Source organism: Streptomyces sp. NBC_00539 (genome assembly GCF_036346105.1).
Classification (GTDB): domain Bacteria; phylum Actinomycetota; class Actinomycetes; order Streptomycetales; family Streptomycetaceae; genus Streptomyces.
Genome location: NZ_CP107811.1, coordinates 3700820 through 3726202 on the forward strand (window position 1 = coordinate 3700820; position 25383 = coordinate 3726202).

24 protein-coding genes, 1 tRNA gene and 1 pseudogene are annotated in these 25383 nt (G+C 71.2%); 19 read left to right on the forward strand and 7 right to left on the reverse strand.

Annotated features, from left to right (window positions below; translation table 11 throughout):
* The first annotated feature begins 32 nt into the window (after positions 1-32).
* The 14 genes from OG861_RS16555 to OG861_RS16620 all read left to right on the forward strand — a co-directional run bounded on the left by OG861_RS16555 (position 33) and on the right by OG861_RS16620 (position 12958).
* Positions 33-992 carry an LLM class flavin-dependent oxidoreductase gene (locus OG861_RS16555; protein ID WP_329196473.1) on the forward strand — a complete coding sequence of 320 codons (960 nt, stop codon included), beginning with the start codon at positions 33-35 and terminating at the stop codon, positions 990-992.
* Between the two features lie 127 nt (positions 993-1119).
* A complete protein-coding gene (mpaB, locus tag OG861_RS16560) occupies positions 1120-2169 on the forward strand; it encodes a daptide biosynthesis RiPP recognition protein (protein WP_329196471.1) in 1050 nt (349 codons plus the stop codon).
* 5 nt (positions 2170-2174) lie between these two features.
* The gene (gene mpaM, locus OG861_RS16565) at positions 2175-3071 is read left to right on the forward strand and encodes a daptide-type RiPP biosynthesis methyltransferase (protein ID WP_329196470.1); all 897 of its coding nucleotides are present in this window, start codon (positions 2175-2177) and stop codon (positions 3069-3071) included.
* A complete protein-coding gene (gene mpaD / locus OG861_RS16570) occupies positions 3068-4372 on the forward strand; it encodes a daptide-type RiPP biosynthesis aminotransferase (protein ID WP_329196468.1) in 1305 nt (434 codons plus the stop codon). The genes mpaM and mpaD overlap by 4 nt, the downstream gene beginning before the upstream one ends.
* Positions 4369-5550, forward strand: coding sequence for a daptide-type RiPP biosynthesis dehydogenase (gene mpaC, locus OG861_RS16575; protein ID WP_329196467.1), 1182 nt, complete (start codon positions 4369-4371; stop codon positions 5548-5550). Before mpaD ends, mpaC begins: the two co-directional genes overlap by 4 nt.
* A 152-nt stretch (positions 5551-5702) precedes the next feature.
* Positions 5703-5879, forward strand: coding sequence for a daptide-type RiPP (locus OG861_RS16580; protein ID WP_243629023.1), 177 nt, complete (start codon positions 5703-5705; stop codon positions 5877-5879).
* Positions 5880-5950: 71 nt separating this feature from the next.
* On the forward strand, positions 5951-6127 hold the full coding sequence (locus tag OG861_RS16585) for a daptide-type RiPP (RefSeq protein WP_243629023.1): 177 nt from the start codon (positions 5951-5953) through the stop codon (positions 6125-6127).
* Positions 6128-6198: 71 nt separating this feature from the next.
* Positions 6199-6354 carry a daptide-type RiPP gene (locus tag OG861_RS16590; RefSeq protein ID WP_329196463.1) on the forward strand — a complete coding sequence of 52 codons (156 nt, stop codon included), beginning with the start codon at positions 6199-6201 and terminating at the stop codon, positions 6352-6354.
* A 154-nt stretch (positions 6355-6508) separates the two neighbouring features.
* Positions 6509-6703 carry a hypothetical protein gene (locus OG861_RS16595; RefSeq protein WP_329196461.1) on the forward strand — a complete coding sequence of 65 codons (195 nt, stop codon included), beginning with the start codon at positions 6509-6511 and terminating at the stop codon, positions 6701-6703.
* A complete protein-coding gene (locus OG861_RS16600) occupies positions 6700-7452 on the forward strand; it encodes an ABC transporter ATP-binding protein (RefSeq protein WP_329196459.1) in 753 nt (250 codons plus the stop codon). The genes OG861_RS16595 and OG861_RS16600 overlap by 4 nt, the downstream gene beginning before the upstream one ends.
* Positions 7445-8188, forward strand: coding sequence for an ABC transporter permease (locus OG861_RS16605; protein ID WP_329196458.1), 744 nt, complete (start codon positions 7445-7447; stop codon positions 8186-8188). The genes OG861_RS16600 and OG861_RS16605 overlap by 8 nt, the downstream gene beginning before the upstream one ends.
* Positions 8189-8283: 95 nt before the next feature.
* Positions 8284-9951 (forward strand): daptide biosynthesis intramembrane metalloprotease, encoded by a 1668-nt coding sequence (mpaP, locus tag OG861_RS16610; RefSeq protein WP_329196456.1) that lies wholly within the window; start codon positions 8284-8286, stop codon positions 9949-9951.
* A 137-nt stretch (positions 9952-10088) separates the two neighbouring features.
* Positions 10089-12623, forward strand: a complete 2535-nt coding sequence (lanKC, locus tag OG861_RS16615) for a class III lanthionine synthetase LanKC (RefSeq protein WP_329196454.1) — start codon at positions 10089-10091, stop codon at positions 12621-12623.
* 17 nt (positions 12624-12640) lie between these two features.
* Positions 12641-12958, forward strand: a complete 318-nt coding sequence (locus OG861_RS16620) for a hypothetical protein (protein ID WP_329196452.1) — start codon at positions 12641-12643, stop codon at positions 12956-12958.
* Positions 12959-12965: 7 nt separating this feature from the next.
* On the opposite strand, the gene OG861_RS16625 is transcribed toward OG861_RS16620, so the two are convergent.
* The 3 genes from OG861_RS16625 to OG861_RS16635 form a co-directional block, all read right to left on the reverse strand.
* Positions 12966-13304, reverse strand: a complete 339-nt coding sequence (locus OG861_RS16625; protein ID WP_329196450.1) for a MerR family transcriptional regulator — start codon at positions 13302-13304, stop codon at positions 12966-12968.
* A 931-nt stretch (positions 13305-14235) separates the two neighbouring features.
* On the reverse strand, positions 14236-14433 hold the full coding sequence (locus tag OG861_RS16630; protein WP_329202659.1) for a hypothetical protein: 198 nt from the start codon (positions 14431-14433) through the stop codon (positions 14236-14238).
* Between the two features lie 225 nt (positions 14434-14658).
* Complete coding sequence (locus OG861_RS16635) at positions 14659-14862, reverse strand: cold-shock protein (protein WP_030304224.1); 204 nt, start codon at positions 14860-14862, stop codon at positions 14659-14661.
* 425 nt (positions 14863-15287) lie between these two features.
* Between OG861_RS16635 and OG861_RS16640 the strand changes: the two genes are divergently transcribed.
* The gene (locus OG861_RS16640; protein WP_329196446.1) at positions 15288-16211 is read left to right on the forward strand and encodes a nuclease-related domain-containing protein; all 924 of its coding nucleotides are present in this window, start codon (positions 15288-15290) and stop codon (positions 16209-16211) included.
* Positions 16212-16283: 72 nt separating this feature from the next.
* Here the strand turns inward: OG861_RS16640 and OG861_RS16645 are convergent.
* Positions 16284-16357: transfer RNA gene (locus OG861_RS16645), tRNA-Gly, on the reverse strand.
* A gap of 467 nt (positions 16358-16824) precedes the next feature.
* Between OG861_RS16645 and dcd the strand changes: the two genes are divergently transcribed.
* Together dcd and OG861_RS16655 are read left to right on the forward strand one after the other, a co-directional pair.
* The gene (gene dcd / locus OG861_RS16650) at positions 16825-17412 is read left to right on the forward strand and encodes a dCTP deaminase (protein WP_125603638.1); all 588 of its coding nucleotides are present in this window, start codon (positions 16825-16827) and stop codon (positions 17410-17412) included.
* Entirely contained in the window at positions 17409-17906 is a 498-nt protein-coding gene (locus tag OG861_RS16655) for a phosphoribosyltransferase (protein ID WP_329196443.1), read from the forward strand. The genes dcd and OG861_RS16655 overlap by 4 nt, the downstream gene beginning before the upstream one ends.
* 79 nt (positions 17907-17985) lie before the next feature.
* Here OG861_RS16655 and OG861_RS16660 read toward each other — a convergent pair whose 3' ends face one another.
* The 3 genes and pseudogenes from OG861_RS16660 to OG861_RS16670 form a co-directional block, all read right to left on the reverse strand.
* Entirely contained in the window at positions 17986-18918 is a 933-nt protein-coding gene (locus OG861_RS16660) for a Yip1 family protein (RefSeq protein WP_329196442.1), read from the reverse strand.
* 761 nt (positions 18919-19679) lie between these two features.
* Positions 19680-21938: pseudogene (locus OG861_RS16665) on the reverse strand ((Fe-S)-binding protein); the annotation flags it as partial.
* Positions 21939-22048: 110 nt separating this feature from the next.
* Positions 22049-22621 (reverse strand): sugar transferase, encoded by a 573-nt coding sequence (locus tag OG861_RS16670; RefSeq protein WP_329196440.1) that lies wholly within the window; start codon positions 22619-22621, stop codon positions 22049-22051.
* A 208-nt stretch (positions 22622-22829) separates the two neighbouring features.
* Between OG861_RS16670 and dnaK the strand changes: the two genes are divergently transcribed.
* Both dnaK and grpE read left to right on the forward strand, forming a co-directional pair.
* Positions 22830-24689 carry a molecular chaperone DnaK gene (gene dnaK / locus OG861_RS16675; protein ID WP_329196439.1) on the forward strand — a complete coding sequence of 620 codons (1860 nt, stop codon included), beginning with the start codon at positions 22830-22832 and terminating at the stop codon, positions 24687-24689.
* Entirely contained in the window at positions 24689-25372 is a 684-nt protein-coding gene (gene grpE, locus OG861_RS16680) for a nucleotide exchange factor GrpE (protein WP_329196437.1), read from the forward strand. Before dnaK ends, grpE begins: the two co-directional genes overlap by 1 nt.
* The last annotated feature ends 11 nt before the right edge of the window (positions 25373-25383 follow it).

Consider the following 25383-nt stretch of genomic DNA (forward strand, 5'->3'; position numbering starts at 1 on the left):
ACGTACGAGGAAGGAAAGGGGAGCACGCCGTCATGACCGCCTACTCGGTCCTCATACCGTTCCTGCCGCGCCGGCCGGAACAAGTCCTCCCCTACGCCGCCCTCGTGCACTGGACCCACGCCCAGCGGCTCTGGCAGGGACAGTCCCTGATGGTGGAACCCCACCACGGCTTCGTCCACGCGGCGGGTGCGGGCTTCCGGGTCCCGACCGGGCTGGGGGTGACGCTGATGCCACTGCGCCACCCCTACGAGGCCGCCCTCCAGGCCCGCTCACTGGCCCTGGCCACCGGGCAGCCGGTGGTCGCCGGCTTCGGGCCCGGAGCCCCGTCGCTCCAGCAGGGGCTGCTCGGAGCCCCGTACCGCAGCCCGCTCACCGCGGCCCGCGAGTACCTGACGGCCGTACGGGGCCTGCTGGCCGGTGAGACCGTCCGGATGGCGGGGGAGTACGTCTCCTGCGACGCGGCGCTCGTGCCGTTCCCCTCCCCCGCGGTGGAGCTGGGACTCGGCGTGCTGCGGCCGGCGATGGCCCGGCTCGCCGGTGAGGTCGCCGACGTGGCGATCACCTGGCTGACACCGGCCGCGTACCTGCGGGACACCGTGCTGCCGGCGCTGCGCGAAGGCGCGGCGAAGGCCGGCCGGCCCGTGCCCCGGCTGACGGCGATGGTGCCGCTGGCGCTGAGCCGTACCGGCCGGGCGCCGGCCGAGGTCGCGCTCGCCAGCAACGCCGTGCACCTGGGACTGCCGCACTACACCGACATGCTGCGCAGGTCCGGCATCGAGATCACCGGCACGGACCGGGAAGCGGACGCCCGGGCGCTGGTCGAGGGCCGCGGGTTCCTCAGCGGCGACCTCGCCGAACTCGTGGCGCAGCTGCGGGAGTACGAGGACGCGGGCGTCGACGAGATCGTCCTCAACGTCACCGGTGTGGCCACTCTCCACGGCCCGCAGGCGGCCACGGACGAACTCAAGACCGTCCTGGCCGCTCTGGCCTAGGGCTACTGCGCTACTTCGCTACTTCGCTACTTCGCTACTTCGCTACTTCGCTTCAACGCGCGCGGCGCGCCGGGCACGTTCGGCGCGCTCGTCGCGCTCATCGAAATCTTACGAACAAGGGGGAGTCATGGCGGGAATCAAACGGCATCTGATGCTCTGGGGCACGGGAAGGCCCGTCGCGGACCATTTCGCGGCGGGAGCCGCGACGGTCGTCCTGGAGAACCCGGCCCACCTCCCCGCCCTGCTCGGCTCGGACCTCGTCGGCCCGCGCTCCGTGGTGTTCGTACCCGGTCACGTGGACGGTACGGACGCCCCCGCCACGGACGGCCCCGCGGGTCCCCTCGTCGTCGGCTACGAGGGTTCGCTGAGCGAGCCCGGCGCCGAATGCTCCCTCGGCTCCGACTTCTACCTCCAGATCCAGAACTACGGCGTCAGCGCCTACATGTCGGTCGTCGGCCCCACGCTGATCCGCGTCGCCGACGCGATGGACCTCGACGCCTACCTCGCCGACGCCGACCAGGCCCGGCAGACGGGTCTCTTCCCCGAGTTCCTCACCAACCCCGTCATCCAGCTCGCCGACCTGCCGGCCCTCGGCGCGGCCACGGCCGGCGACGGACCGCGCCGCCGGCTCCACGCCGACCAGGACGGCGTCCTGTCCACCGCACCGGGCGGCCCCCGCCTCGGCGTGCTCGGCGAGGACGCGCTGGAGCGACTGGAGTCGCGGTGGGCGGCGCAGGACTGCGCCGGACGGGGCCCGGCAGCGGAGCGCCCCTGGCTGGGGCGCTACCTCGCCGCGGTCGACGCGGTCCGCGACCTGCGGGCCCGCGGTGTGGCCGACGTGAAGGTCTCCGGATTCGGCGGCCGGCTGGGCGCCGCCGCGGCCTCCCCGGCCGCCGACGCCGCCGCGGACGCCACCGACGCGCTCCTGCCGCTGCTGCTGTGGTCCGGGGAGACGGTCTACCTCCACGACCCCGTGGCCGGACGCAGCTTCCGGCTCGACCCCGTCGCCGGGGCACTCGCGGAGGCGCTCCTGGTGTCCGGTTCCGTGGCCGCGGCCTGCGCGCACGCCGACCGGGACGCACTGGAGCGCGTCGCCGCCTACTTTGCGGACGCCGGGATCGCGCTCTGCCCGGCCGAGGTGTCGCCGGCGCGCGAGCTCGTGACGGCGGGGAGCTGACGGCCATGACGACGACGCTGACGACTCCGGCCCCGCCGGTGGACCCCGCCGTCCCCGGAGACCGGGTCCCCGACCCCGCCGTCCCCGGAGACCGGGTCCCCGACCCCGCCGCCGTCCCCGGACGGGCCGGCGAGCTGCTGGCCTCGCTTGGGGAGCGCGCGGTCCTGTGCGACCTGTACGACGCGGTGGGCGCCTCGGTGTACCACGACCTCGCGGGCACCGGCACCCACGAGGTGCGCGAGCTGCTCGGCCTGGTCCGCCGCGTCCCGGGCCGGGTCCTCGACCTGGCGGCGGGCTCCGGACGCCTGACGCTGCCGCTCCTGGCACTGGGCCGCGAGGTCACCGCTCTGGAACTCTCGCCCCACATGCTGGAGTTGCTAGCGCAGCGACTGGAGCAGGCGCCGCCCGCGCTGCGGGAGCGCTGCCTGCCCGTCCGGGCCGACATGAGCGACTTCGCGCTCGGCGGGCAGTTCGCCGTGATCGTGCTGGGCACCACCACGATCTCGCTGCTCGACGCCGAGGGCCGGGTGGGCCTGTACCGGTCGGTGCGCGAACACCTGGCGCCCGGCGGCCGGTTCCTGCTGTCGACGGTCGACATGAGCGCCGCCGGCACCGGTCCGGACGAGGTCGACATGGAGATCGTGACCGACAGCGGACGCGCCTACCGCCTCTTCGAACACTGGACGCCCGACTCCGGCAGCCGCACCGTCACCCTCTTCCCGGCCGTGATCGGCGAGGACGGACCGGTCGAGGTCTGCACCACCACCATCGGCGTGCTGCCCGCCGGACTCCTGGAGGCCGAACTGGCCGCCGCGGGGTTCTCGGTCCTGTCCCGCCATCCGCTGCCCGCCGTCGGCGAGCGCCACCACGACGTACTGCTGGAAACGGAGGTGACCCGGTGAGCGGCACCACGCACGCCGACCCGGTCGGCCACCCGCTGTGGCCCTCGCTGACCGCACCGCAGGACCAGGGCCGCGACGACCTCTGCGCGGTCTCCGCCCAGGGCGTCCGGGTCACCTTCGCCGACGGACGCGAACTGCTCGACGGCTCCAGCGGACTGTGGAATACCAACATCGGCTACGGGAACCCCCGGATCGCCCGAGCCGCCGCCGACGCCCTCCACGAAGCCTCCTACCTCGGTGTCTTCCGCTACGAGAACGTCTACGCCCGCCGCGCGGCGCAGGCCCTGATCGACCTGTGCGGCCCCGCCCACTACGGCCGCGTGCTGTTCTCCACCTCCGGCGGCGCCGCCAACGACCTGGTCATGAAGGTGGCCCGGCAGTACCACGCGCTGGGCGGCCGGGCCCAGCGCAAGGTGGTCGTCGGACTGCGCGGCAGCTACCACGGCCTGACCTACGGCAGCTTCGGCCTGACCGGCGACGACCTCGGCCAGCAGCTCTACGGCGTCGACCAGCGCCTCGTCCGGCACGTCGCCCCCAACGACCCGGCCGAGCTGGGCGCGCTCATGGCCCGCCAGGGCGGCCAGATCGCGGCCGTCGTGGTGGAGCCGGTGCTCGGCAGCGGCGCCGTACCGCTCACCGAGGAGTACGTCGGTGAACTGCTGCGGCTGCGCCGGGAGCACGGCTTCCTGCTGGTCGCCGACGAGGTCGCCACCGGCTTCGGCCGCACCGGCAGCTTCTTCGCCTCCCAGCAGTGGGCCGAACAGCCCGACCTGCTCGTCTCCTCCAAGGGACTCACCAACGGCACCAGCGCGGCAGCCGTCGTGATCGCCTCCCGCCAGGTGGCCGCGGCCTTCAACGAGGCCGGCGCGCTGCTCACCCACGGGGAGACCCAGGCCGGGACCCCGGTCACCTGTGCGGCGGTCCTCGCCACCATCGACGAGATGCGCAGGCTGGACGCGGTCGCCATGGGCCGGCGCCTGTCGGCCCGCCTCGATGCCGAACTGGCGGCGCTCGTCGCCGGGCACCCCCGGGTGGCGGCGACCACGGGACTGGGCTGCTTCCGCTCCGTGCGGCTGTGCGGACCCGACGGGACACCGTTCCCGCAGGGCGAGGTGCACGCCCTGGTCCAGGCGGTCCGGGAGGCCGGGGCCATCGTCCACCCCGGCGTGAACGGGGTGCAGCTGATCCCCGCCCTCACCTACACCGACAGCGACCTCGCCGAACTGCTGGCCTGCGTCACCGCGGGCCTGGAGATCCACCTGGCGCGGACCGCCGACCGGGCGGCGGAGGCCCTCGCGTGAGCGCCGGCTGGCACGCCCCGGCCCAGCAGCTGATCGGCTGCGACAGTCTGGGCCCCTGGCTCGCGGGCCGCGCCGAGCGGAAGGTGACCGTCCTCGTGGACGAGGCCGTCGCCTCGGCCCCGGTGACCGCCCGGGTCCGCGCCCAGCTCGACGGGGGGCGGCACCAGGTACGGGTGCTGGCACTGTCCGGCGCCGGGGACCTGCGGACGGTGGCCGCACTCGCCGACCGGCTGGCGGACACCGAGCTCGTCGTCGGGATCGGCGGCGGCTCCCTCCTCGACCAGGCCAAGCTGGCCACCCTGATCCGCGCCAACCCCGACGCGTACGCCCGCCTCACGGTGCCGCAGCGCAGCGGGCTGCTGGTCCTCGGCCCGGGCACCACGCGGAGCCTCCCGCTGGTCGCCGTCCCCACCACGGTCGGCACCGGCACCGAGTTCAGCGGCGTCGCCTGCCTCAGCTACCCGGAGCAGGGCAAGCGGCTCGTCATGGGCACCGCGCTACGGCCCAAGGTGGCCGTCCTGGACCCCGTCGCGACCGGCACCCTCGACGACGAACTGATCGCCGAGGGAGTCCTGGAGGCGCTGTTCCGCGTGGTCAGCCCCTACGTCGGCGACCACGGGGACCTGCCCACCGAGGACGCGCTCGTCGAGACCATCGCGCAGCGGCTGGTGCTGCTGGGCCACGAGGTGCGCGACGCGCGGCGTGCGGGCCGGCCCACCGACGACCGGCTGCGGCTGGAGATCGCGAAGCTCAGCGGTCTCAGCCACGCCGAGTGGGCGCACCTGGGCCGTGACCTGTACGCGGTCAAGGGCTGGCTCATCGCCAACGAGCTGTCCTCCGCCCTCGGCGTACGCAAGATGACCGCGGTCGCCGCGATCCTGCCGCACCTGTGGCGGGCCATCACGGCCGGTGAGAGCCGTCTCGGTTCGGCCGTCCGGCTGGAGCGGATGTGGTCCCGGCTACGGGCCACCGGCCCCGACACCCTGCCCGCGGACCCGGCAGCGGGCATCGAGGCCCTGATCGACTCATGGCGGATCGGCCGGACGATCACCGCGGGCCCGGACCGGCTCGCCGCCGTCGCGGGCCGCACGGTCCGCGCCTGGGGCGCCGGGCTGCCGATGCTCGGCGGCCTGCGGACCGACGACGTGTACGGGCTGCTGTACGAGGCCGCGGCCTGACGCCGCCCCGGTGACCCGGCACCACCCCCGAGCTTCCGCACCCGCGGCATCCACCGCGCGGTGCGGTCGTCAGAGCACATCTGACTCACGCACCACACCTGATCAACACCTGATCAACACGCGCTCAACCACTACGGAGACAGGAGCACACCATGCAGGACAACCTCGCGCTGGACGCCTTCCCCGCCCTTGAGCTGGGCATGCAGGAGCTCGAAGCCATGGAGGCGCCGGGCTGGTGGACCGGTATCGGCGTCGGCGCCGGTGTCGTGGTCGCCTCCGCGGCGGCCTACGGCAGCTACGTCGGTTCCGCGGCCCTCATCGCCACCTGAGGAGCCCGTACCGCCCAGGGCGGTACGCCTTCACCCCCTTCCCACGACCCGTAAGGAAAAAGGAGCACACCATGCAGGACAACCTCGCGCTGGACGCCTTCCCCGCCCTTGAGCTGGGCATGCAGGAGCTCGAAGCCATGGAGGCGCCGGGCTGGTGGACCGGTATCGGCGTCGGCGCCGGTGTCGTGGTCGCCTCCGCGGCGGCCTACGGCAGCTACGTCGGTTCCGCGGCCCTCATCGCCACCTGAGAAGCCGGTACCGCCCAGGGCGGTACGCCTTCACCCCCTTCCCACGACCCGTAAGGAAAAAGGAGCACACCATGCAGGACGTCCTCAAGCAGGAGATCACCACCCCCGGTCTGGAACTGGGCATGCAGGAGCTGGAGGCCATGGAGGCCCCGGGCTTCTGGTCCGGCTTCAAGCAGGGCCTGGTCATCAGCGGCGTCGCCGTGGCCAGCGCCACGCTCGCCACCTGATCGCTCCGGTAGCTCCCGCTACCCCGATCACCGCTGACCGGATCCCCGGTCTCCCAGGGTGACTTGGTCCCGTGGCGGTGGCGCACAGCCACCGCCGCGGGCCCCTGGCCGGATCACGAACGACATGCACAGAGCCGAAGGAAGAGGGAGACACATGCCGAAGAAGGAATCCCGCAAGGTGTCGAACAGCCAGCTGGGGACGACCGCCGCGCTGCTCGCGCTGGCAATGGCCGTCGCCGGCGCACAGTTGTCCGGGGTCGCGCAGACGGCCGTCATGGCGATCATCGGCCTCGGCCTGCTCGGCGTCCTCGCCCGCCTCGGCGCCAACGCCCGCGCGGACAAGCGATGAGCGCAGCAGGAGTCGTCCGCGCCTCGGGCCTGAGCAAGGACTTCGGCCCGTTCACCGCCGTGCAGGACCTCAGCTTCGAGGTCCGTCCCGGCCGGGTGACCGGCCTCCTCGGCCGCAACGGCGCCGGCAAGTCGACGTCCCTGCGGATGCTGCTCGGACTGGTCCGCCCGACGGCCGGCACCGCCACCGTCTTCGGCCACCCCTACACCGAACTCCCCGACGCCGCCCGCCGGATCGGCGTCTGCATGGACGGCATCGGCCCCACCCCCGGCGCATCCGGCCGCCGCGACCTGCGGATCTGGGCGCGGACCCTCGGCGTGTCGCACACCCGCGTGGACGAGGTACTGGACCGCGTCGGGCTCGCCGACAGCGCCGACCGCGCCGCCAAGGGCTACTCCACCGGCATGCGCCAGCGCCTCGCCCTGGCCACCGCGCTGCTCGCCGACCCCGAACTGCTGGTCCTGGACGAGCCGGCCAACGGCCTCGACCCCGACGGCATCCGCTGGCTGCGCGACACCCTGCGCGCCCTGGCCGCCGAAGGCCGGACCGTGCTGGTCTCCAGCCACCTGCTGGCCGAGGTCGAACAGACCGTGGACGACGTCGTGATCATCCAGCGCACCCTGCGCTTCGCGGGCTCCCTCGCCGAGCTCACCTCCGACGGCGCCGAACGCCTGGAGGACCGGTTCTTCGCGCTGGTGGACGAGAACGCCGAGACCGGCACCCGCACCGAAAGGCTCACCCATGCGTAACCTCGTCCCCGGCGAGTGGATGAAGGCCTGGACCGGCCGGACCTGGCTGGTGCTCGCCTCCGCCGGGATCTTCATGTCCCTCATCACCTGCTTCGGTTACGCCTCCCAGGGCGACGGGGACATCGCCCTCGGCACCACCACCGCCTCCGCCGTCACCGACGACATGGTGCAGGCGTGGATGATGACGTTCCTGATGTCCGCGGTGTTCGGCGCCCTCCTCGTCACCCGCGAGTACTCCTCCGGCGCCATCGCCCGCTCGGTCCTGCTCAGCGGCGGACGGCTGCGGCTGCTGTCCGCCAAGGCGCTGGTCGCCACCGCGGTCGGCGTACTGGGCGGCCTCCTGGCCGTCGCCCTCGCCGCCCTCTGCGCCTTCCTGCTGCCCGCCCGCTTCGGCTTCAGCGCCGACTGGACCGGCCACACCACCCGTATCGCCCTCGGTGTGCTGACCGTCAACGCGCTCGCCGCGCCCTGGGGCGCGCTCCTCGGCTGGATCATCCGCAGCCAGCTCGCCACCGTCGTCACCGTCATGGCGCTCACCCTCCTCGTGGAGCCGGGCCTGCAGGAACTCGCCCCGCAGGTGGCCAAGTACCTTCCCACCATCGCGATGAGCTCCGTCTACCTCGACGGCAAGCCCGAGCTGCTCTCCGTACCGCTCGCGCTCCTGGTCCTCGCCGGCTGGCTCGCCGCCGCCGGGACCGCCGCCCGCCGGCTGCTGCTCTCACGCGACGTCATCTAAGGCGTGATCCAGACATGTCCACCAAGACGGCACCCCACCCGGCACCCCGGCCGGTACCCCAGACGACACCTCGCAAGAGACCCCGGACGGCAGCCATGACGATGCTCAAGACGGCACCCAGGACGGCACCCGGGCCGGCCACCGCCGAGTGGGACCCCGCGCTCCTGGAACGCCCGCGCATCGCGCCCGACGTGGAGATCCACGAGCCCGTCGAGACCGGCGCCCCCTGGGTGCTCCAGCGCGGCCACCACCAGCACTTCCGACTCCAGCCCGACATGGCGCGCCTGGTGCGGGCGATGGACGGCTCCCTCGACCACACCGGTCTCGCCGAGGTCCTCGGACCGCCCTGGACCGCGCACCACGTCGCCTCCGCCGTCAACAAGCTCGCCGAGACGAAGGTCCTCGACGACGGCAAGCCCGTCGAACGCCGAAGCACCTGGTTCCGGTTCGTCCCGCCGATGACGCTCCAGTTCACGGTGCTGCGCCCGGAGCGGCTGCTGGCCCGCCTCGCGCCGGTCGTCAACCTGCTCGCAGGCCGCACCGCGGCCGCCGTCGCGGCCCTGTTCGTCCTCGGCGGCGTCCTCGCCCTGGCCCTCATGGCCCCCGAGGTCGACGCCGCGCTGGGCCGGCCGCTCCCGCTCTCCGCCTACTTCGCCGTGCTGATCGGGGTGCTCGCGACCACCGCCGTCCACGAGGTCGGCCACGGCGCGGTCCTCACGTACCACGGCGGACGGCCGAGCCGGATGGGCGTGATGCTCTTCTACATGTCGCCCGCCTTCTTCTGCGACGTCTCCGACGGCTGGCGGCTCTCCCGCAAGGAACAGCGCGTCCAGGTCGCCCTGGCCGGCATCGCCACCCAGACCGTGATCGCCGGAGCCGCGGCCCTGACCGCCCTGTTCCTGGCCCCCTCGGACCTGCGCGACGCCGTCGTCGTCTTCGCCGTCGCCACCTACACCAGCGGCGTCGTCAACCTGCTGCCGTTCGTGAAGCTCGACGGCTACATCGCGCTCATGAGCCACCTCGACGTCCCGCACCTGCGCGACCACGCCATGACCGACGCACGCCGGTTCCTCGCCAAGATCCTCTTCGGCGGCCGCTACACCCGCGAACTCCCGGGCCGGCCCTGGGCCGTGGCCTTCGGACTGGCCTGCATGGCCTTCCCCCTCTACGTCATCGCCGGGGCCCTGACCCTCTGGTCCGACCTGCTGCAACGGCTCGGCGCCGTCGGCACCAGCACCGTCCTGATGGCCGTCTGCTACCTCGTCTACCGCCTCGGCCTCGGCTTCACCCGCCTCGCCGGCGAGGGCCGCACCGCCGGCGCTTCCCGGTGGCGCACCGCCGCCGCGGCCGTGCTGCTCACCGCGGCGGCGGGGGCCGCGCTGGCCTTCGTCAAGCTGCCCTACACCGTGGCCGCCGGATACGTCGCCCAGGACCGGGGCCGCCTCGAACTGGTCCTGCCGAGCACCGCCGACCTCTCCGCGGTCCGCGAGGGCGCCACCGTCCGGTTCTACCGGGCCGGGGTGATGACCCGGGAGCAGACCGGCACCGCGACCGTCGCCGCTCTGCACCACGCCGACACCAAGGCCCCCCTCTCGGCCTTCCTGCCGGTGGCCTCCACCGCGCTGGAGCTGCCCGTCGTCAGCTACCCGCTGACCGTCGGCCAGGCCCCCGCCGACCGCGCCGGGGCGGCCCAGCTCGACCTCGGCAGGCTCCCGCTGGGGGAGTGGCTGTACACGAAGTACGTCACCCCGCTCTGGAACTAGGGCGTGTCTTCCGGATCACGCCGCGGGCTGATCCGGCCTGATCCGAGAGACACGCCAGACACGCCCAGCCCGTCCGAGCCGTCCCTCCGCCCGTCACGAACGGGCCGTCCCTTCCCGCGTCCCGAACGGAGAGCACCATGGATCTTCGCTACATGAACTACTGCCGGCCCGGCGATCCGTTCTACGACGTACCGGCCGGCGCCGCCGACACCGGCGTGTTCCCCGCGGTGACGGGCCCCGTCCCGGACGGCTGGACCCGCAGCGACAACACCCACTGGCTGCTGATGACGCCGCCGGACACGACGCTGCCCGGCCAGGGCTGGAAGATCCACGTGTCCGCCACCCTCGACAACGCGGCCGCGATCCTCGACCTGGTCTGGGACTTCTGCGTCGCCGAGCGGGTCACCTTCAAGTTCATCCGCAGCGCCGCGATCCTCAAGCTGCGCAACAGCAAGTACGGCGAGCGGGGCAACAGCGGCAAGTTCTTCACGATCTACCCCACCGACGAAGCGCAGCTGGAACGGATCCTCACCCGTCTCGGGGACCTCCTCGACGGCGAGCAGGGCCCGACCATCCTCAGCGACCTGCGCTGGCGCTCCGGCCCGCTGTACGTGCGCTACGGCGGCTTCATCTCCCGCCTGGGCCGCTCCGAGACCGGCGAACTCGTGCACTGCATCGAGGACCCCGAGGGCCGCCTGGTGCCCGACGTACGCGGGCCCTCCTTCCGGCCCCCGTCCTGGGTGAGCCTGCCCGACTGCCTGGCCGGGGCGCTCGCCGCCCGCAACGCCGCCACCCTGCGGGACTTCCCGTTCCGGGCGACCAAGGCCCTGCACTTCTCCAACGGCGGCGGCGTCTACGTGGCGACCGACACCCGCACCGGCGGCTCCGTCCTGCTCAAGGAGGCACGCCCGCTGGCCGGGCTCGACGAGGACGGCGCCGACGCCGTGGCCCGGCTGGAGCGCGAGCACTGGGCGCTGGAGCAGCTGTCCGGCCTGGACTGCATCCCGGCGGTCGTGGACTACCGCAAGGGCCACGAGCACTGGTTCCTGGCCCGGGAGTACGTCGAGGGCAAGCCGCTCGCCCGGGAACTCCTCAGCCGCAACCCCATGGTGGCCGACGACCGCACCCCCGCAGCCGCCGACGCCCACGCCGAGTACACCGCCTGGGCCTTGAAGATCCTCGACCAGGTGGAGCGGGGCGTGGAGGCCATGCACGCCAAGGGCGTCGTCTTCGGCGACCTCCACCCGAACAACATCCTGGTCCGCCCCGACGACACCGTCTCCTTCATCGACCTGGAGACCGCCACCCCCGTGGGCGAGGAGTCCGAGCAGGCCATCGGCGCCCCCGGCTTCCGCGCGCCCGCCGGGTACCGGGGGACCGCCGTCGACCGGTACGCGCTCGCCTGCATCCGGCTGGGCGTGTTCGTGCCGCTGACGGTCATGGCCACCTGGTCCCGGGCCAAGGTGGACCAGCTGATCGACCTGGTCACCGACCGCTTCCCGGTGCCCGCCGACTTCGGCGCGCGGATCCGGCGCGACCTCGGGCCGGCCCCGTACCCCGGCCACGCCGCGGGGACGGACCCGGACCCGCTGTGGACGGCGCCCACCCGCGCGAGCTGGCCCGCACTGCGGCGCACCCTCGCCGAGGACCTGCTGGCCAGTGCCACGCCGCACCGCGAGGACCGGCTGTTCCCCGGGGACATCGAGCAGTTCTCCCTCCCCGGCGGCGGAGCCACCTTCGGCTACGGCGCGGCCGGGGTGCTGTGGACACTGGCCGAGCTGGGCTTCGAGCCCGCCCCCGGGCACCTGGACTGGCTGACGGACGCCGCCCGGCGCACCCCCGGGATGCGGCCCGGCTTCTACGACGGGCTGAGCGGGATCGCGTACGCCCTGGACCGGCTCGGCCGCACCGAGGAGGCCCACGCCGTCCTCGACCGGGTAAGCGCGGCTCCGCTGGAGGACGTGGACCACGGCCTGTCCGGGGGGCTCGCCGGGATCGGCCTGACCCAGCTGCACTTCGGTCGCACCGAGGAGGCCGGCCGGATCGCCGCCCTCCTCGCCGACCAGGCGCCGGGCGGGGTGGCCGGCCGGCCCAGAGCCGGGCTGCTGCACGGTTCGGCGGGCGGGGCGCTGCTGATGCTCCGGCTGCACGAAGCCACCGACGACCCCAAGTACCTGCACGTGGCCGGGGAGTTGCTCCGTCACGACCTCGAGGAGGCGGGCTGGTCCGCCGCCGGGGACCCTTCCGGCGACGCCCCGTGGAAGGTGCCCTTCCTGGCCTTCGGGGGCGCCGGTCTCGCCATGGTGGTGCACGAGGTGGCACGCCGTCTGCCCGACCCGGAGTTCACGGCCGCGCGGGACGCGCTGCGCGAGGTGGCCGCCCCGGCCTTCATGCTCAACTCCGGGCTCTTCCACGGCCGGGCGGGCGCCCTGATGGCCCTGCGGCACCTGCACGACGGGTCCACCGCCGCCGAGGACGCGGTGGAGCGGCACCTCGACGCACTCGGCTGGCACGCGGTGCGCTGCGAAGGCCACCTGGCCTTCTTCGGCGACCACGCCCTGCGGCTGTCGGCCGACCTGGCGACCGGTACGGCCGGCGTCCTCCTCGCGGTGGAGACGGCCCTGGGTGAGCCCGCCCCCGGCCTGCCGTTCCTCGCACCCAGCCCCCGCTGACCCTCCCGGAGCCCACGATGCGCACCCGCACCTACCACCTCGTCGTCGCCCCGGACGGCCGCGCCCCCGCGGGCTCGGCCCCGGAGCTGGCGGCGGTACGGCTGATCTCGTTACTCCCGCCCAACTGGCGTTACAGCCCCGCATACCCCTCGGACGGCACGCTCTCCCTGACCCTCCAGCCCCCGCCCGGAACCCGCGAAGAGGCCGCCCACGCCGTCCTCTTGCGCACCTTCGCCTCCCCCATCCTCCACGGCTGGACCTGGAGCAACGCGCCGGCCGGCTCCGGGCAGGGTGAACCCGGTATCCGGGGACGGGAGCGATCGAGGTCGAGATGAAATCGTGTCAGGCCGAGGCCGACGGGCCGGAGGATTCGGCGGCGCGGCGGTATTCGGCGTTGATGCGCTGGGCCTCTTCGAGCTGGTCTTCGAGGATGACGATCCGGCAGGCGGCCTCGATGGGGGTGCCCTGATCGACGAGTTCGCGGGCGCGGGCGGCGATGCGCAGCTGATAGCGGGAGTAGCGGCGGTGTCCGCCGGCGGAGCGCAGCGGGGTGATGAGGCGGGCTTCGCCGATGGCGCGCAGGAAGCCCTGGGTGGTGCCCAGCATCTCGGCGGCCCGGCCCATCGTGTAGGCGGGGTAATCGTCGTCGTCGAGACGGCCGAACGAGTCGTCTGCTGTCATTGCACCTCTCTCAGGGAACGCATGGAGGGGTCCTGGTGCCGTACGGCACCAGGACCCCGAAGGAACTACTACACCATCTGCCGGCCCTAGTCCTGCGCCGGCCTTCTGTTTCCGCCGGCCCGCCCGAAAGGGGAGGGGCTGAGCGGGGATCGCGGTTGCTTGACCGGAGACCACCTCACTATCGATGTCCTGCGGTACCCGGGCTCGAACCTCCGCCCGGGCGATCCTGATGGTGCCCGGCTCCTCCGTTCTTCCCTCTGGATGGATCACTTACCAAACGCAACTGCGTACTGCTGGTACTGCGTACTGCTGGTACTGCTGGTACTGCGAACTACTGGTACTGCGTACTGCATTGCACTACTGGTGGCCTGTGTCAGCGCCACTCCGGCAGCCAGCCCTGTCGCCCATCCTGCATCTGCTCTGGCTTAGAACCCCACTGCCGAACCTCCCGGTGCGCGCGCCCGCAGCCGACGCCTTCACCGAGGTACTGCTCACTGACTTCACTGCGGGTACTGCCACTGCGTCACTGCGGTACTGCTCACGGCAGCCCCTGATCACTGCGGGCCGCCCGGTCCGGTCGTCAGCCCCGTCGCCGTCCTCCAACAACCCTGGCTTCGGAACTCCACCACCGCACCGTCCTGCGCACTGCAACTGCGGGTACTGCTGCCCGGCAGTTCGTCTCTGCCGAGCCCTTCGCTCTCTCTGGGCTACGAGAGAAACCATAACCACGACACTGCCCAATGTCTACTTCGGCCGAGGCAGATTTTTCCGCACGACGAGGGCAGATAGGCCGTCACGGCCGGACCAGCATGTGCACCGCGGCCGACACGGCAGGTCAGACGCACGAAAGGGCCCGACCGGCACGTGCCGGTCGGGCCCTAGGTGTCGGACGCCGGCTCGAACCCGAAACCGTCGTGCGCGGTGATGCGGTTCAGCGTGCAAGGGCGAGGACGCCCGGAGCGCTGCCCTGGTCATCGACGCCGGGCAGGGAGTCGAGCCCGCGGCAGCGCACCGCCCGTTCGGCTTCGGCCGTCGTGGTCAGGGGCGAGGTGGACGGCCCGTGGCCGCCGAGGTCACGCAGCCGGACCGCACACCTGCGAAACAGGGCGAGTTCGCCGTGCCGATTCATTCAGAACCTCCCTTGATGCGGCACGTATCAAGGAATTCCCGCAGCGGATACGTGGTACAAGGAATCACCGGAACGAGCCGAATTGAATACGAAGTGCATCTGGAGTACATCTGGGCTGCAATCCCGAATGCTTCCTCCCGCAGGTGACCTCACTGCGGGAAATACGCACAGCTGGGGCCCGCACCCCGAAGGATGCGGGCCCCAGCTGCGAAATGCGCGTCAGCGTCAGGCGGGAACGATGTTCTCGGCCGTCGGTCCCTTCTGGCCCTGCGCGATGTCGAAGGTGACCTTCTGGCCTTCCAGCAGCTCGCGGAAGCCCTGGGCTGCGATGTTAGAGAAGTGGGCGAACACGTCCGCGCCGCCGCCGTCCTGCTCGATGAAGCCGAAACCCTTTGCCGCGTTGAACCACTTCACGGTGCCAGATGCCATGTCGAATCTCCTTTGGGGCAGTACATCGGCATCCGCACTGCACGGACACCGTGTCGCCGCGATGATGCCCCGCCGGAAAATGATCCCGGAAATATGAAGCGCTCGGATGGAGCGCTCGGAGTTTTTGGGTACCAAAACTGCAACCGGGATCGACAGTAGCACGCTGCAGTGTTTTGTGTGCGTCGAATATCTCACCGCGTGCGCCGCGGTAAAAACCCTTCCCGCGGGGCCCGTTAAACCCTCCGGCCGCGGAGGCAGATATTGATCCCCCCGACTACCGCGTTTCCTGAACAAGCCGCCCATCCCCTGCGAGCGGCTCCAAGCCCTCCCCGCAGCGGAGCGGATCCGGGGTGTCCTCGGCGGTCTTGCCGACCTGCTCACCAGCTGCTGGCATATCTGTGGGGGACGGCACGCAGGGGGGGCTGATGAGCAATCTGACGGTGCGTTCGTGGAAGAAGCACGGCAAGGACCGGCTCTACGTGAACCTGCCGGACGGAACGGCTGTCGCCTGGGCGGATCGAGCGACGAAGACCGTGACGATCAAGGTCCGGAAGCACCAGGACGAGGCGCTGGCCCTTCTGCGGCGTCACCTCGGGGACGGGCTGACCGTCGGCCCCACCTCTTCGCCTCCTCGTGAACCCGGGTTTACGGCCCCTTCCCGGCAGTCTGGGCAGCCTTGGCACCCCGCCCCGAAGCACCGATCCGAGCGTCCGGCGGCTCTCCCACCCCTCAGTCCCAGCGAGGACTTGGCGAGGAATCGGCCCGGCTCCCGAGTCGTCGCGATGATCGCCGAGAGGGGTCCGTCAGCGGTTCAGCGATTGAAGGCGAAGGTACTGCGGCAGTCATCGGAATGGGACAGCTGGTATGCCGGCCTCGAGGGAGAGCGACGGGTGGGACGCGAGCTGGAACGCCTGTCCGCGTTCGGCTGGCGGGTGCTTCACGGGATCGAGAAGAGCAACGGTGGCGACATCGACCACTTGCTGATCGGCCCCGGCGGCGTGTTCAGCGTCAACACCAAGAACCACAAGGGTGCCTCGGTCTGGGTCGGTGACTCGATGGCCAAAGTCAACGGCGGGAAGCCGCGGCCCTACGCTGCGGCGAGCCAAGCCGAGGCGGACGTGGTGCGGGGGGTGCTGGGGCGGTACTGCACGTTCGATGTGCCCGTCGAGCCGGTCCTGGTCTTCGTCGGCGTCACGTCTCTGCATCGGGCGGCGACGCAGTACACGGTTCGCATCTACCAGGAGCGGGAGGTGGCGGCCCTGGGCCCGCTCACCGGCAAGCTCACCCCGGAGCAGGTGGAGCGGGTGTACACAGTCGCTCGTCACCGACGCGTCTGGCTCCGAGCCTGACCCGCGCATCCGCGCCCGCGCAGAGGTCTGGACAACGCAAAAGCCCCGGGTCGCTGACCTGGGGCTTTGTCGTGGAGCGGATGACGGGAATCGAACCCGCGCTATAAGCTTGGGAAGCTCATGTTCTACCATTAAACTACATCCGCATACGGTTCCAGTCGCCTGGATCCTTATCGTTGGCCACTCTACCTCATGATCGACCCCCGGTGAATCCGCCGCGGGGTCGTTGTCGTTCGTGGGCGGCAGGAGGGTTCGTGGGGGCGGGAGTTGGGGGGTAGCTTATGGTTCGGAGCGGCGGCTGGAGCGGGTCTGGGTCATCCCCTAATGTGGCGATTCGTCGCAGTACGGCTCGTTGGGGAAAGGGACTCGATGGAGCACACCGTCGTCCGTTGTGCCGAAGGGCACGTTTTCAGTACCGCCTCCTTCCCGTTGCGGCAGCTCGGCGCCGCCCGGATCGGCCCGGGCCGGTTGCTGCGGTGTCCGCGGTGTGCGCGGCTGAGGCACGCCGTGCCGGTCGGCGGCCCGAAGCGGTAGCCGTCGGGGCGTAGCGGCGGGGCGCGCGGGCGCCGCTCTCGATTGGGGGTGGCCCGGGCGCTCTGCGTATCCTCGGGACGTGCTTCTCTCTGACAAAGACATCCGGGCCGAGATCGACAGCGGACGGGTTCGCATCGACCCGTTCGACGAGTCGATGGTGCAGCCCTCCAGCATCGATGTGCGGCTCGACCGGTTCTTCCGGGTCTTCGAGAACCACCGCTACGCCCACATCGACCCCGCCACCGAGCAGCCGGACCTGACCCGGATGGTCGAGCCCGAGGGGGACGAGGCGTTCATCCTCCACCCCGGCGAGTTCGTCCTCGCCTCGACCTACGAGGTCATCTCGCTGCCCGAGGACATCGCCTCCAGGCTGGAGGGGAAGTCCAGCCTCGGCCGCCTGGGCCTGGTCACGCACTCGACCGCCGGCTTCATCGACCCGGGCTTCTCGGGCCACGTGACCCTGGAGCTGTCGAACCTCGCCACCCTGCCGATCAAGCTGTGGCCGGGGATGAAGATCGGCCAGCTGTGCATGTTCCGGCTCAGCTCCCCCGCCGAGTTCCCGTACGGCAGCGAGCGGTACGGATCGCGGTACCAGGGCCAGCGCGGTCCGACGGCGTCGCGCTCCTTCCAGAACTTCCACCGCACCCAGGTGAGGCACGAGGCATGAGCGAAGTACGCGAGAACCTGACCTACGACGGGTTCGGGCGCGCCGTGCGCGAGCTGGCGCAGACCATCGCCGACGACGGCTACGAGCCCGACATCATCCTCAGCATCGCCCGTGGCGGCGTCTTCGTCGCCGGCGGACTGGCGTACGCGCTGGACTGCAAGAACATCCACCTGGTCAACGTGGAGTTCTACACGGGCGTCGGCACGACGCTGGAGATGCCGGTCATGCTGGCACCGGTCCCCGAGGCGATCGACTTCACCGCCAAGAAGGTGCTGATCGCCGACGACGTCGCCGACACCGGCAAGACGCTCAAGCTGGTGCACGACTTCTGCCTGGGGACGGTGGCCGAGGTCCGGTCGGCCGTCATCTACGAGAAGTCGCACTCGCTCGTGAAGTGCGAGTACGTGTGGAAGAAGACCGACGAGTGGGTCAACTTCCCGTGGTCGGTCGAGCCGCCCGTGGTCAAGCGTGAGGGCCAGGTCCTCGACGCCTGACGTCGACCAGGACGAGGACGATCGGAAGGGGACCGGCGCGCGAGCGTGGCGCCGGTCCCCTTCCACGTGCCCGGAGGGCTCAGATCGTGCCGAGCTTGATGATCGACAGCAGGGCGATCAGCTGGATCGCGGACGCGCCGAGCGCCTTCGGCCAGGGCAGGTCGTGCGACTTGCTCATCAGCGAGGTGAAGAGCGCGCCGGCCGCGAGCCACGTGGCCCAGCCCAGGACCTGGACGACCATGTTGTCGCCGCCGAGGAAGACCGCGAACAGCAGGCGGGGCGCGTCGGTGATGGACATGACCAGCATCGACAGGCCCACGGTCGGCTGCCACGCGCCGTCGCCGCCCAGCTGGCGGGCGAGGGTGTGGGTGACGCCGCCCAGGATCAGGCCGCAGATGACGAACGCGACACCGGTGCTGAGGACGATCGGGACGGCCTGGGTGAGGGTGGCCTTGATGGCGTCCTCGCGGGCCTTGTCGAAGCCGAAGACCGCGAGCATGCCGTAGAGGAACGTCACGATCAGCGCCGGGCCCCAGACGGGGTAGTCGCGCATCTGCAAGAACGTCGAACCCGGCCGCATCACGATGCCGCGCAGGAGTTCCTTCCACGGCAGCCGCGGACCGGCGGGGGCGGCCGTGGCGCCGGCCTGGTACGTCGCGCCCTGGTAGGGCGCGGCCTGGCCGTACGGGTCCTCGCCGATCGAGAAGGCCTGGGTGTAGCCGGGGTTGTCGGCGTACGAAGCCCCGTGCGGGGGCTGCTGGTACGCCTGGGGGTGCGGTTGACCGTAGGGGTCGAAGTACTCGGGCTCGCCGTGGTCCCCGGCGCCGCCGGTGGCCTGCTGCGGCCACTGCTGCTGCGGTGGGGGACCGGCAGGAGGGTAGGGCTGACGACCGTACGGGGCCTGCGGCGCGCCTGGCGCCTGCCCGTACGGCTGCTGCCGCGAGGGTTGTTGCGGGGGTTGCTGCGGGGTGCGGTTGTTGTCCCGGCCGCGTCCGATCCTGAATCCAGCCACGTGATCGAAAGTACCTGGTCCGGCGGGCGGGGGTGGACGGGCGGCCGGAACCGGGGTCCTTTGCGGCTGAGCTGTGACATCCCCTAGGGGGAGTCCCTGGGGCGTCACGGCCCTCCGGGGGGAAGCGGCAACGGCCGGCCCCCCTGGGCGGGGGACCGGCCGTTGCGCTGCCGCCGTGGCGGCGTGCGGCGTGTACCCAGGCGTCCGCCTGGGAGTGCCTACTTGACGCCCTCGGCCTCGGTACCGGCCTCTGCGGCGCCGGACTTGGCGTCGGCGTCGGCGTCGGCCGCGGGTGCGGGTGCCTCTGCCTTGGCGTCGGCCGCCTGGGCGGCCGGCTCGGCCGCGGCCTTCGGCTCGACCTCGGCCTTGGCGTCCGCCTTCGGCTCGACCTCGGCCAGCGGCTCGGCTTCCGCGGTGGGCGCGTCGGTCTTGGCCTTCGGCTCGGCCTCAACCGCTGCCTTCGGCTCGACCTCGGCCTTCGCGTCGGTGGCCTCGGCCTTCGGCTCGGTGGCCTCCGCCTTCGGCTCGGTGGCCTCGGCTTCCGCCACGGGCGCGTCAGCCTCGGTTTCGACGTCGGCCGTAGGCGTAGCCTCCGCCTCAGCCTCAGCGGCGGCCTTCGCCTCCGCCTCAGCGGCGGCCTTGGCTTCCGCCTCCGCCTTGGCGGCAGCTTCCGCTTCCGCCTCGGCCTTCGCCTTCGCGGCGGCCTCCGCCTCCGCCTTGGCGGCCGCGGCGGCAGCCGCAGCTTCGGCCTCGGCTTCGGCAGCAGCCGCCGCCTCCGCCTCCGCGAGCGCCAGCGCCTCCGCGTCCGGCTCCGGCGCCTTCACCGACTCCAGCAGCAGCTGCGCCACGTCCACCACCTGGACGGATTCCTTGGCCTGGCCGTCGTTCTTCTTGCCGTTCACCGAGTCGGTCAGCATCACCAGGCAGAACGGGCACGCCGTCGACACGATGTCCGGGTTGAGGGACAGGGCCTCGTCGACGCGCTCGTTGTTGATGCGCTTGCCGATCCGCTCCTCCATCCACATCCGCGCGCCACCCGCGCCACAGCAGAAGCCCCGCTCCTTGTGGCGGTGCATCTCCTGCTGGCGCAGCCCCGGCACGGCCGACATGATCTCGCGCGGCGGCGTGTAGACCTTGTTGTGCCGGCCCAGGTAGCAGGGGTCGTGGTACGTGATCAGCCCGTCGACCGGCGTCACCGGCGTCAGCCGGCCCTCGTCGATCAGGTGCTGGAGCAGCTGCGTGTGGTGGATGACCTCGTACTCGCCGCCCAGCTGCGGGTACTCGTTCGCGATGGTGTTGAAGCAGTGCGGGCAGGTCGAGACGATCCGCTTCGCCGACTTCGGCTTCTTCGTCTCCGGGTCGTCGTCGTCCTCGCCGAAGGCCATGTTCAGCATGGCCACGTTCTCCTGCGCCAGCTGCTGGAACAGCGGCTCGTTGCCCAGGCGGCGCGGCGAGTCACCGGTGCACTTCTCGTCGCCGCCCATGATCGCGAACTTGACGCCCGCGATGTTCAGCAGCTCCGCGAAGGCCTTCGTGGTCTTCTTCGCCCGGTCCTCCAGCGCGCCGGCGCAGCCGACCCAGTAGAGGTAGTCGAACTCGGAGAGGTCCTCCGCGTCCTTGCCGACGATCGGGACCTCGAAGTCGACCTCCTTGGTCCACTCCACCCGCTGCTTCTTGGCGAGGCCCCAGGGGTTGCCCTTCTTCTCCAGGTTCTTGAGCATCGTGCCCGCCTCCGACGGGAACGCGCTCTCGATCATCACCTGGTAGCGGCGCATGTCGACGATGTGGTCGATGTGCTCGATGTCGACCGGGCACTGCTCGACGCACGCGCCGCACGTCGTGCAGGACCACAGCACGTCGGGGTCGATGACGCCGTTCTCCTCGACCGTGCCGATCAGCGGGCGCTCCGCCTCGGCCAGGGCCGCGGCCGGGACGTTCGCCAGCTGCTCCGCCGTGGCCTTCTCGTTGCCCTCCATGTCCTTGCCGCCACCCGCGAGCAGGTACGGCGCCTTGGCGTGCGCGTGGTCGCGCAGCGACATGATCAGGAGCTTCGGGGAGAGCGGCTTGCCCGTGTTCCAGGCGGGGCACTGCGACTGGCAGCGTCCGCACTCGGTGCAGGTGGAGAAGTCGAGGATGCCCTTCCAGGAGAACTGCTCGACCTGGGAGACGCCGAAGACGTCGTCCTCGCCCGGCTCCTCGAAGTCGATCTCCTTGCCGCCGCTGGTCATCGGCTGGAGGGCGCCGAGGGCGGTGGAGCCGTCCGCGTTGCGCTTGAACCAGATGTTCGGGAAGCCGAGGAAGCGGTGCCAGGCGACACCCATGTTGGTGTTGAGCGAGACCGTGATCATCCAGATCAGCGAGACGCCGATCTTGACCATCGCGGTGAAGTAGATGGCGTTCTGCAGGGACCCGAGCGAGAGCCCCTTGAAGGCCAGCACCAGCGGGTACGACACGAAGTACGAGGCCTCGTACGAGTCCACGTGGTGGATCGCGCCCTCGAGGCCGCGCAGGCACAGGATCGCGAGGCCGATGGTGAGGATGACGTACTCGACGAAGTACGCCTGCCAGGCCTTGGAGCCGGCGAAGCGCGACTTGCGGCCCGCCCGGGACGGGAGCGACAGCAGGCGGATCACGATCAGCACGGCGATGCCGACGATCGTCATCAGGCCGATGAACTCGGTGTAGAGCTCGAACGGCAGGAAGTCGCCGACGATCGGCAGCACCCAGTCGGCCTGGAAGAGCTGGCCGTAGGCCTGCAGCAGCGTCGGCGGCAGCGTCAGGAAGCCGATGGCGACGAACCAGTGCGCGAAGCCGACGATGCCCCAGCGGTTCATCCGGCTGTGGCCGAGGAACTCCCTGACCAGGGTGAGCGTTCGTTCCTTCGGACGGTCCGTGCGGCTGCCCGCCGGCACGGGTTGGCCGATTTTCACGAACCGGTAGATCTGCGCCACGGCTCGGGCGAGCAGCGCGACGCCGACCACGGTCAGGACCAGCGACACGATGATCGCGGCGAGTTGCATGGGAGGGCTCCTCGGGCGGGACTTACTAAGCGGTAACTTATTGAGTCAAGGCTTGAGATTACCCAGTTCCCGCGCCGCAATGTAGGTGGGCGTGCGGTGATCTGTGTCGCTCAGGCTGCCCTCTGTCGGCAGGCCGCCCGAGGGGTCCGGGCGAGGATCGCCAGATCCATCCCCAGCCAGTGACTCTCCACATAGTGCCGGTCCAGCAGGGCCATCTCTTCCCAGGGCAGGTCGGAGCGGGCGCTCACTTGCCACAATCCGGTCATACCGGGCCGCACGAGCAGCCTATCGGTCCTTTCTGCGCCCGCTTCGGGGCGCGGGCCGACCAGTGACATCTCGCCCCGCAGCACATTGAGCAGCTGCGGCACCGCGTCCAGGGCGCACCGTTCGACGAGCTCGCCCGCCCGTCCGGCGCCCTCCGTCCGCAGCCGCCAGGTCCGGAACGCCCGCCCGCCGAGCCCGGCCGCCGGCTCCCGTACGAGGACGCGCGGGCCCGGTGACCCGCGCCGCCCGGCCCCGGCCGCGTACAGCACCGCGCCGGCCGCCAGCAGCGGCACGGTGAAGACGAGCGTCAGCAGCAGCGCGCCGAGGAGGTCGAGGACCCGCTTCGCCGAGAGGTCGGGCCGCGGGAGCGACCGGGCGGGACGCCGGAGCGCGGGGAGCGTGAGGGGCGGCAGCGGCATGCACGCACCGTGCCGCACGGCCGTCCCGCGCCCCGGGTGCCGCGCGGCGGGCGTCGCCCGCTCGGCCCCGCCACCGGGGCGGAAAGGCGCTGGTTGAGCGTAAGGCTGGCGTAAGAGTTGAGTCGACTCGGCTCACCTCTGTTGACGCGGGCCGGGGGGTTCGTGCATGGTTGAGTCTGTTCCACTCAAGTCAGCTGGAGGAATCAAAATGGCACGTGCGGTCGGCATCGACCTGGGCACCACTAACTCCGTCGTCAGCGTTCTGGAAGGCGGCGAGCCCACCGTCATCACCAACGCCGAGGGCGCCAGGACCACGCCGTCCGTCGTCGCCTTCGCCAAGAACGGCGAGGTCCTCGTCGGCGAGGTCGCCAAGCGCCAGGCGGTCACGAACGTGGACCGTACGATCCGCTCGGTCAAGCGCCACATGGGCACTGACTGGAAGATCAACCTGGACGGCAAGGACTTCAACCCGCAGCAGATGAGCGCCTTCATCCTGCAGAAGCTGAAGCGCGACGCCGAGGCCTACCTGGGCGAGAAGGTCACGGACGCGGTCATCACCGTCCCGGCCTACTTCAACGACTCCGAGCGTCAGGCGACGAAGGAGGCCGGCGAGATCGCGGGCCTGAACGTCCTGCGCATCGTCAACGAGCCGACGGCCGCCGCCCTGGCCTACGGTCTCGACAAGGACGACCAGACCATTCTCGTCTTCGACCTCGGTGGCGGCACCTTCGACGTGTCCCTCCTGGAGATCGGCGACGGCGTCGTCGAGGTGAAGGCCACCAACGGTGACAACCACCTCGGTGGTGACGACTGGGACCAGCGCGTCGTCGACTACCTGGTGAAGCAGTTCGCCAACGGCCACGGCGTCGACCTGTCCAAGGACAAGATGGCGCTCCAGCGCCTGCGCGAGGCCGCCGAGAAGGCGAAGATCGAGCTGTCCTCCTCCACGGAGACGACGATCAACCTGCCCTACATCACGGCTTCCGCCGAGGGCCCGCTGCACCTGGACGAGAAGCTCACCCGCGCCCAGTTCCAGCAGCTGACCGCGGACCTGCTCGACCGCTGCAAGACCCCGTTCCACAACGTCATCAAGGACGCCGGCATCCAGCTGTCCGAGATCGACCACGTGGTCCTGGTCGGCGGCTCCACCCGCATGCCGGCCGTCGCCGAGCTCGTCAAGGAGCTCACCGGCGGTCAGGACGCCAACAAGGGCGTCAACCCGGACGAGGTCGTCGCCATCGGCGCGACCCTGCAGGCCGGTGTGCTCAAGGGTGAGGTCAAGGACGTCCTGCTCCTCGACGTGACCCCGCTGTCCCTCGGCATCGAGACCAAGGGCGGCATCATGACCAAGCTCATCGAGCGCAACACGACCATCCCGACCAAGCGCTCCGAGATCTTCACGACGGCCGAGGACAACCAGCCGTCCGTGCAGATCCAGGTCTACCAGGGCGAGCGCGAGATCGCGGCGTACAACAAGAAGCTCGGCATGTTCGAGCTGACCGGTCTGCCGCCGGCCCCGCGTGGCGTCCCGCAGATCGAGGTCTCCTTCGACATCGACGCCAACGGCATCATGCACGTCACGGCCAAGGACCTCGGCACGGGCAAGGAGCAGAAGATGACCGTCACCGGCGGCTCTTCGCTCGGCAAGGACGAGGTCGACCGCATGCGCCAGGAGGCGGAGCAGTACGCGGACGAGGACCTGCGCCGCAAGGAGGCCGCGGAGACGCGCAACCAGGCCGAGCAGCTCGTGTACCAGACGGAGAAGTTCGTCAAGGACAACGAGGACAAGGTCCCGGCCGACGTCAAGAGCGAGGTCGAGGCGGCCGTCGCGGAGCTCAAGGAGAAGCTCAAGGGCGACTCCGCCGAGGGCGACAACACCGCTGAGATCCGTACGGCCACGGAGAAGGTCGCCGCGGTCAGCCAGAAGCTCGGCCAGGCGATCTACGCCGACGCCCAGGCGGCCCAGGCCGCGGGCGGCGCCGGTGACGCCGGCCAGGCCAAGGCCGACGACGACGTGGTCGACGCCGAGATCGTGGACGACGAGAAGCCGAAGGGTGGCGCTGCCTGATGTCGGAGGAGACCAAGGGTTTCGACGAGGAGCCCGAAGTCCCCACCGGTGCCGGCGCGGACGACGCGGCAGCCGAGCCGAAGGCCGCCGACTCCTCCAAGGAGGACGAGGCGGCCCCGGCCGGGGACGCAGCAGCCGAGGCCCTCGGCAAGGAGAGCGCCCTCCTGGCGCAGCTGGACCAGGCCCGCACCGCGCTCGGTGAGCGCACCGCTGACCTCCAGCGGCTCCAGGCGGAGTACCAGAACTACCGCCGGCGGGTGGAGCGGGACCGGATCGCCGTCAAGGAGATCGCGGTCGCGTCCCTCCTGACGGAGCTGCTCCCGACGCTGGACGACATCGGCCGGGCGCGGGAGCACGGCGAGCTGGTCGGCGGCTTCAAGTCGGTGGCCGAATCGCTGGAGACGGCGGCCGCCAAGATGGGGCTGCAGCAGTTCGGCAAGGAGGGCGAGCCCTTCGACCCGACCGTCCACGAGGCCCTGATGCACTCGTACGCGCCGGACGTCACCGAGACGACCTGCGTGGCGATCCTGCAGCCGGGCTACCGGATCGGCGAGCGCACCATCCGTCCCGCCCGGGTCGCGGTGGCCGAGCCCCAGCCGGGCGCGGCTCCCGCCGCGAAGTCCGAGTCCGCGGACGGCGACACGCCGTCTGACAAGGACACGGATGCCCCGGACAAGGGCTGACGTCGAACATG

Excerpts from the sequence above, each read along its gene's own strand:
- mpaP (WP_329196456.1), top strand. The coding sequence starts at position 8,284 with ATGACGATGCTCAAGACGGCACCCAGGACGGCACCCGGGCCGGCCACC.
- OG861_RS16625 (WP_329196450.1), bottom strand. The coding sequence starts at position 13,304 with ATGACAGCAGACGACTCGTTCGGCCGTCTCGACGACGACGATTACCCC.
- OG861_RS16640 (WP_329196446.1), top strand. The coding sequence starts at position 15,288 with ATGAGCAATCTGACGGTGCGTTCGTGGAAGAAGCACGGCAAGGACCGG.
- OG861_RS16585 (WP_243629023.1), top strand. The coding sequence starts at position 5,951 with ATGCAGGACAACCTCGCGCTGGACGCCTTCCCCGCCCTTGAGCTGGGC.
- OG861_RS16655 (WP_329196443.1), top strand. The coding sequence starts at position 17,409 with ATGAGCGAAGTACGCGAGAACCTGACCTACGACGGGTTCGGGCGCGCC.
- OG861_RS16600 (WP_329196459.1), top strand. The coding sequence starts at position 6,700 with ATGAGCGCAGCAGGAGTCGTCCGCGCCTCGGGCCTGAGCAAGGACTTC.
- dnaK (WP_329196439.1), top strand. The coding sequence starts at position 22,830 with ATGGCACGTGCGGTCGGCATCGACCTGGGCACCACTAACTCCGTCGTC.
- mpaB (WP_329196471.1), top strand. The coding sequence starts at position 1,120 with ATGGCGGGAATCAAACGGCATCTGATGCTCTGGGGCACGGGAAGGCCC.
- mpaM (WP_329196470.1), top strand. The coding sequence starts at position 2,175 with ATGACGACGACGCTGACGACTCCGGCCCCGCCGGTGGACCCCGCCGTC.
- OG861_RS16635 (WP_030304224.1), bottom strand. The coding sequence starts at position 14,862 with ATGGCATCTGGCACCGTGAAGTGGTTCAACGCGGCAAAGGGTTTCGGC.
- OG861_RS16555 (WP_329196473.1), top strand. The coding sequence starts at position 33 with ATGACCGCCTACTCGGTCCTCATACCGTTCCTGCCGCGCCGGCCGGAA.
- OG861_RS16605 (WP_329196458.1), top strand. The coding sequence starts at position 7,445 with ATGCGTAACCTCGTCCCCGGCGAGTGGATGAAGGCCTGGACCGGCCGG.
- grpE (WP_329196437.1), top strand. The coding sequence starts at position 24,689 with ATGTCGGAGGAGACCAAGGGTTTCGACGAGGAGCCCGAAGTCCCCACC.
- OG861_RS16670 (WP_329196440.1), bottom strand. The coding sequence starts at position 22,621 with ATGCCGCTGCCGCCCCTCACGCTCCCCGCGCTCCGGCGTCCCGCCCGG.
- OG861_RS16630 (WP_329202659.1), bottom strand. The coding sequence starts at position 14,433 with ATGAATCGGCACGGCGAACTCGCCCTGTTTCGCAGGTGTGCGGTCCGG.
- OG861_RS16620 (WP_329196452.1), top strand. The coding sequence starts at position 12,641 with ATGCGCACCCGCACCTACCACCTCGTCGTCGCCCCGGACGGCCGCGCC.
- OG861_RS16590 (WP_329196463.1), top strand. The coding sequence starts at position 6,199 with ATGCAGGACGTCCTCAAGCAGGAGATCACCACCCCCGGTCTGGAACTG.
- lanKC (WP_329196454.1), top strand. The coding sequence starts at position 10,089 with ATGGATCTTCGCTACATGAACTACTGCCGGCCCGGCGATCCGTTCTAC.
- OG861_RS16580 (WP_243629023.1), top strand. The coding sequence starts at position 5,703 with ATGCAGGACAACCTCGCGCTGGACGCCTTCCCCGCCCTTGAGCTGGGC.
- OG861_RS16595 (WP_329196461.1), top strand. The coding sequence starts at position 6,509 with ATGCCGAAGAAGGAATCCCGCAAGGTGTCGAACAGCCAGCTGGGGACG.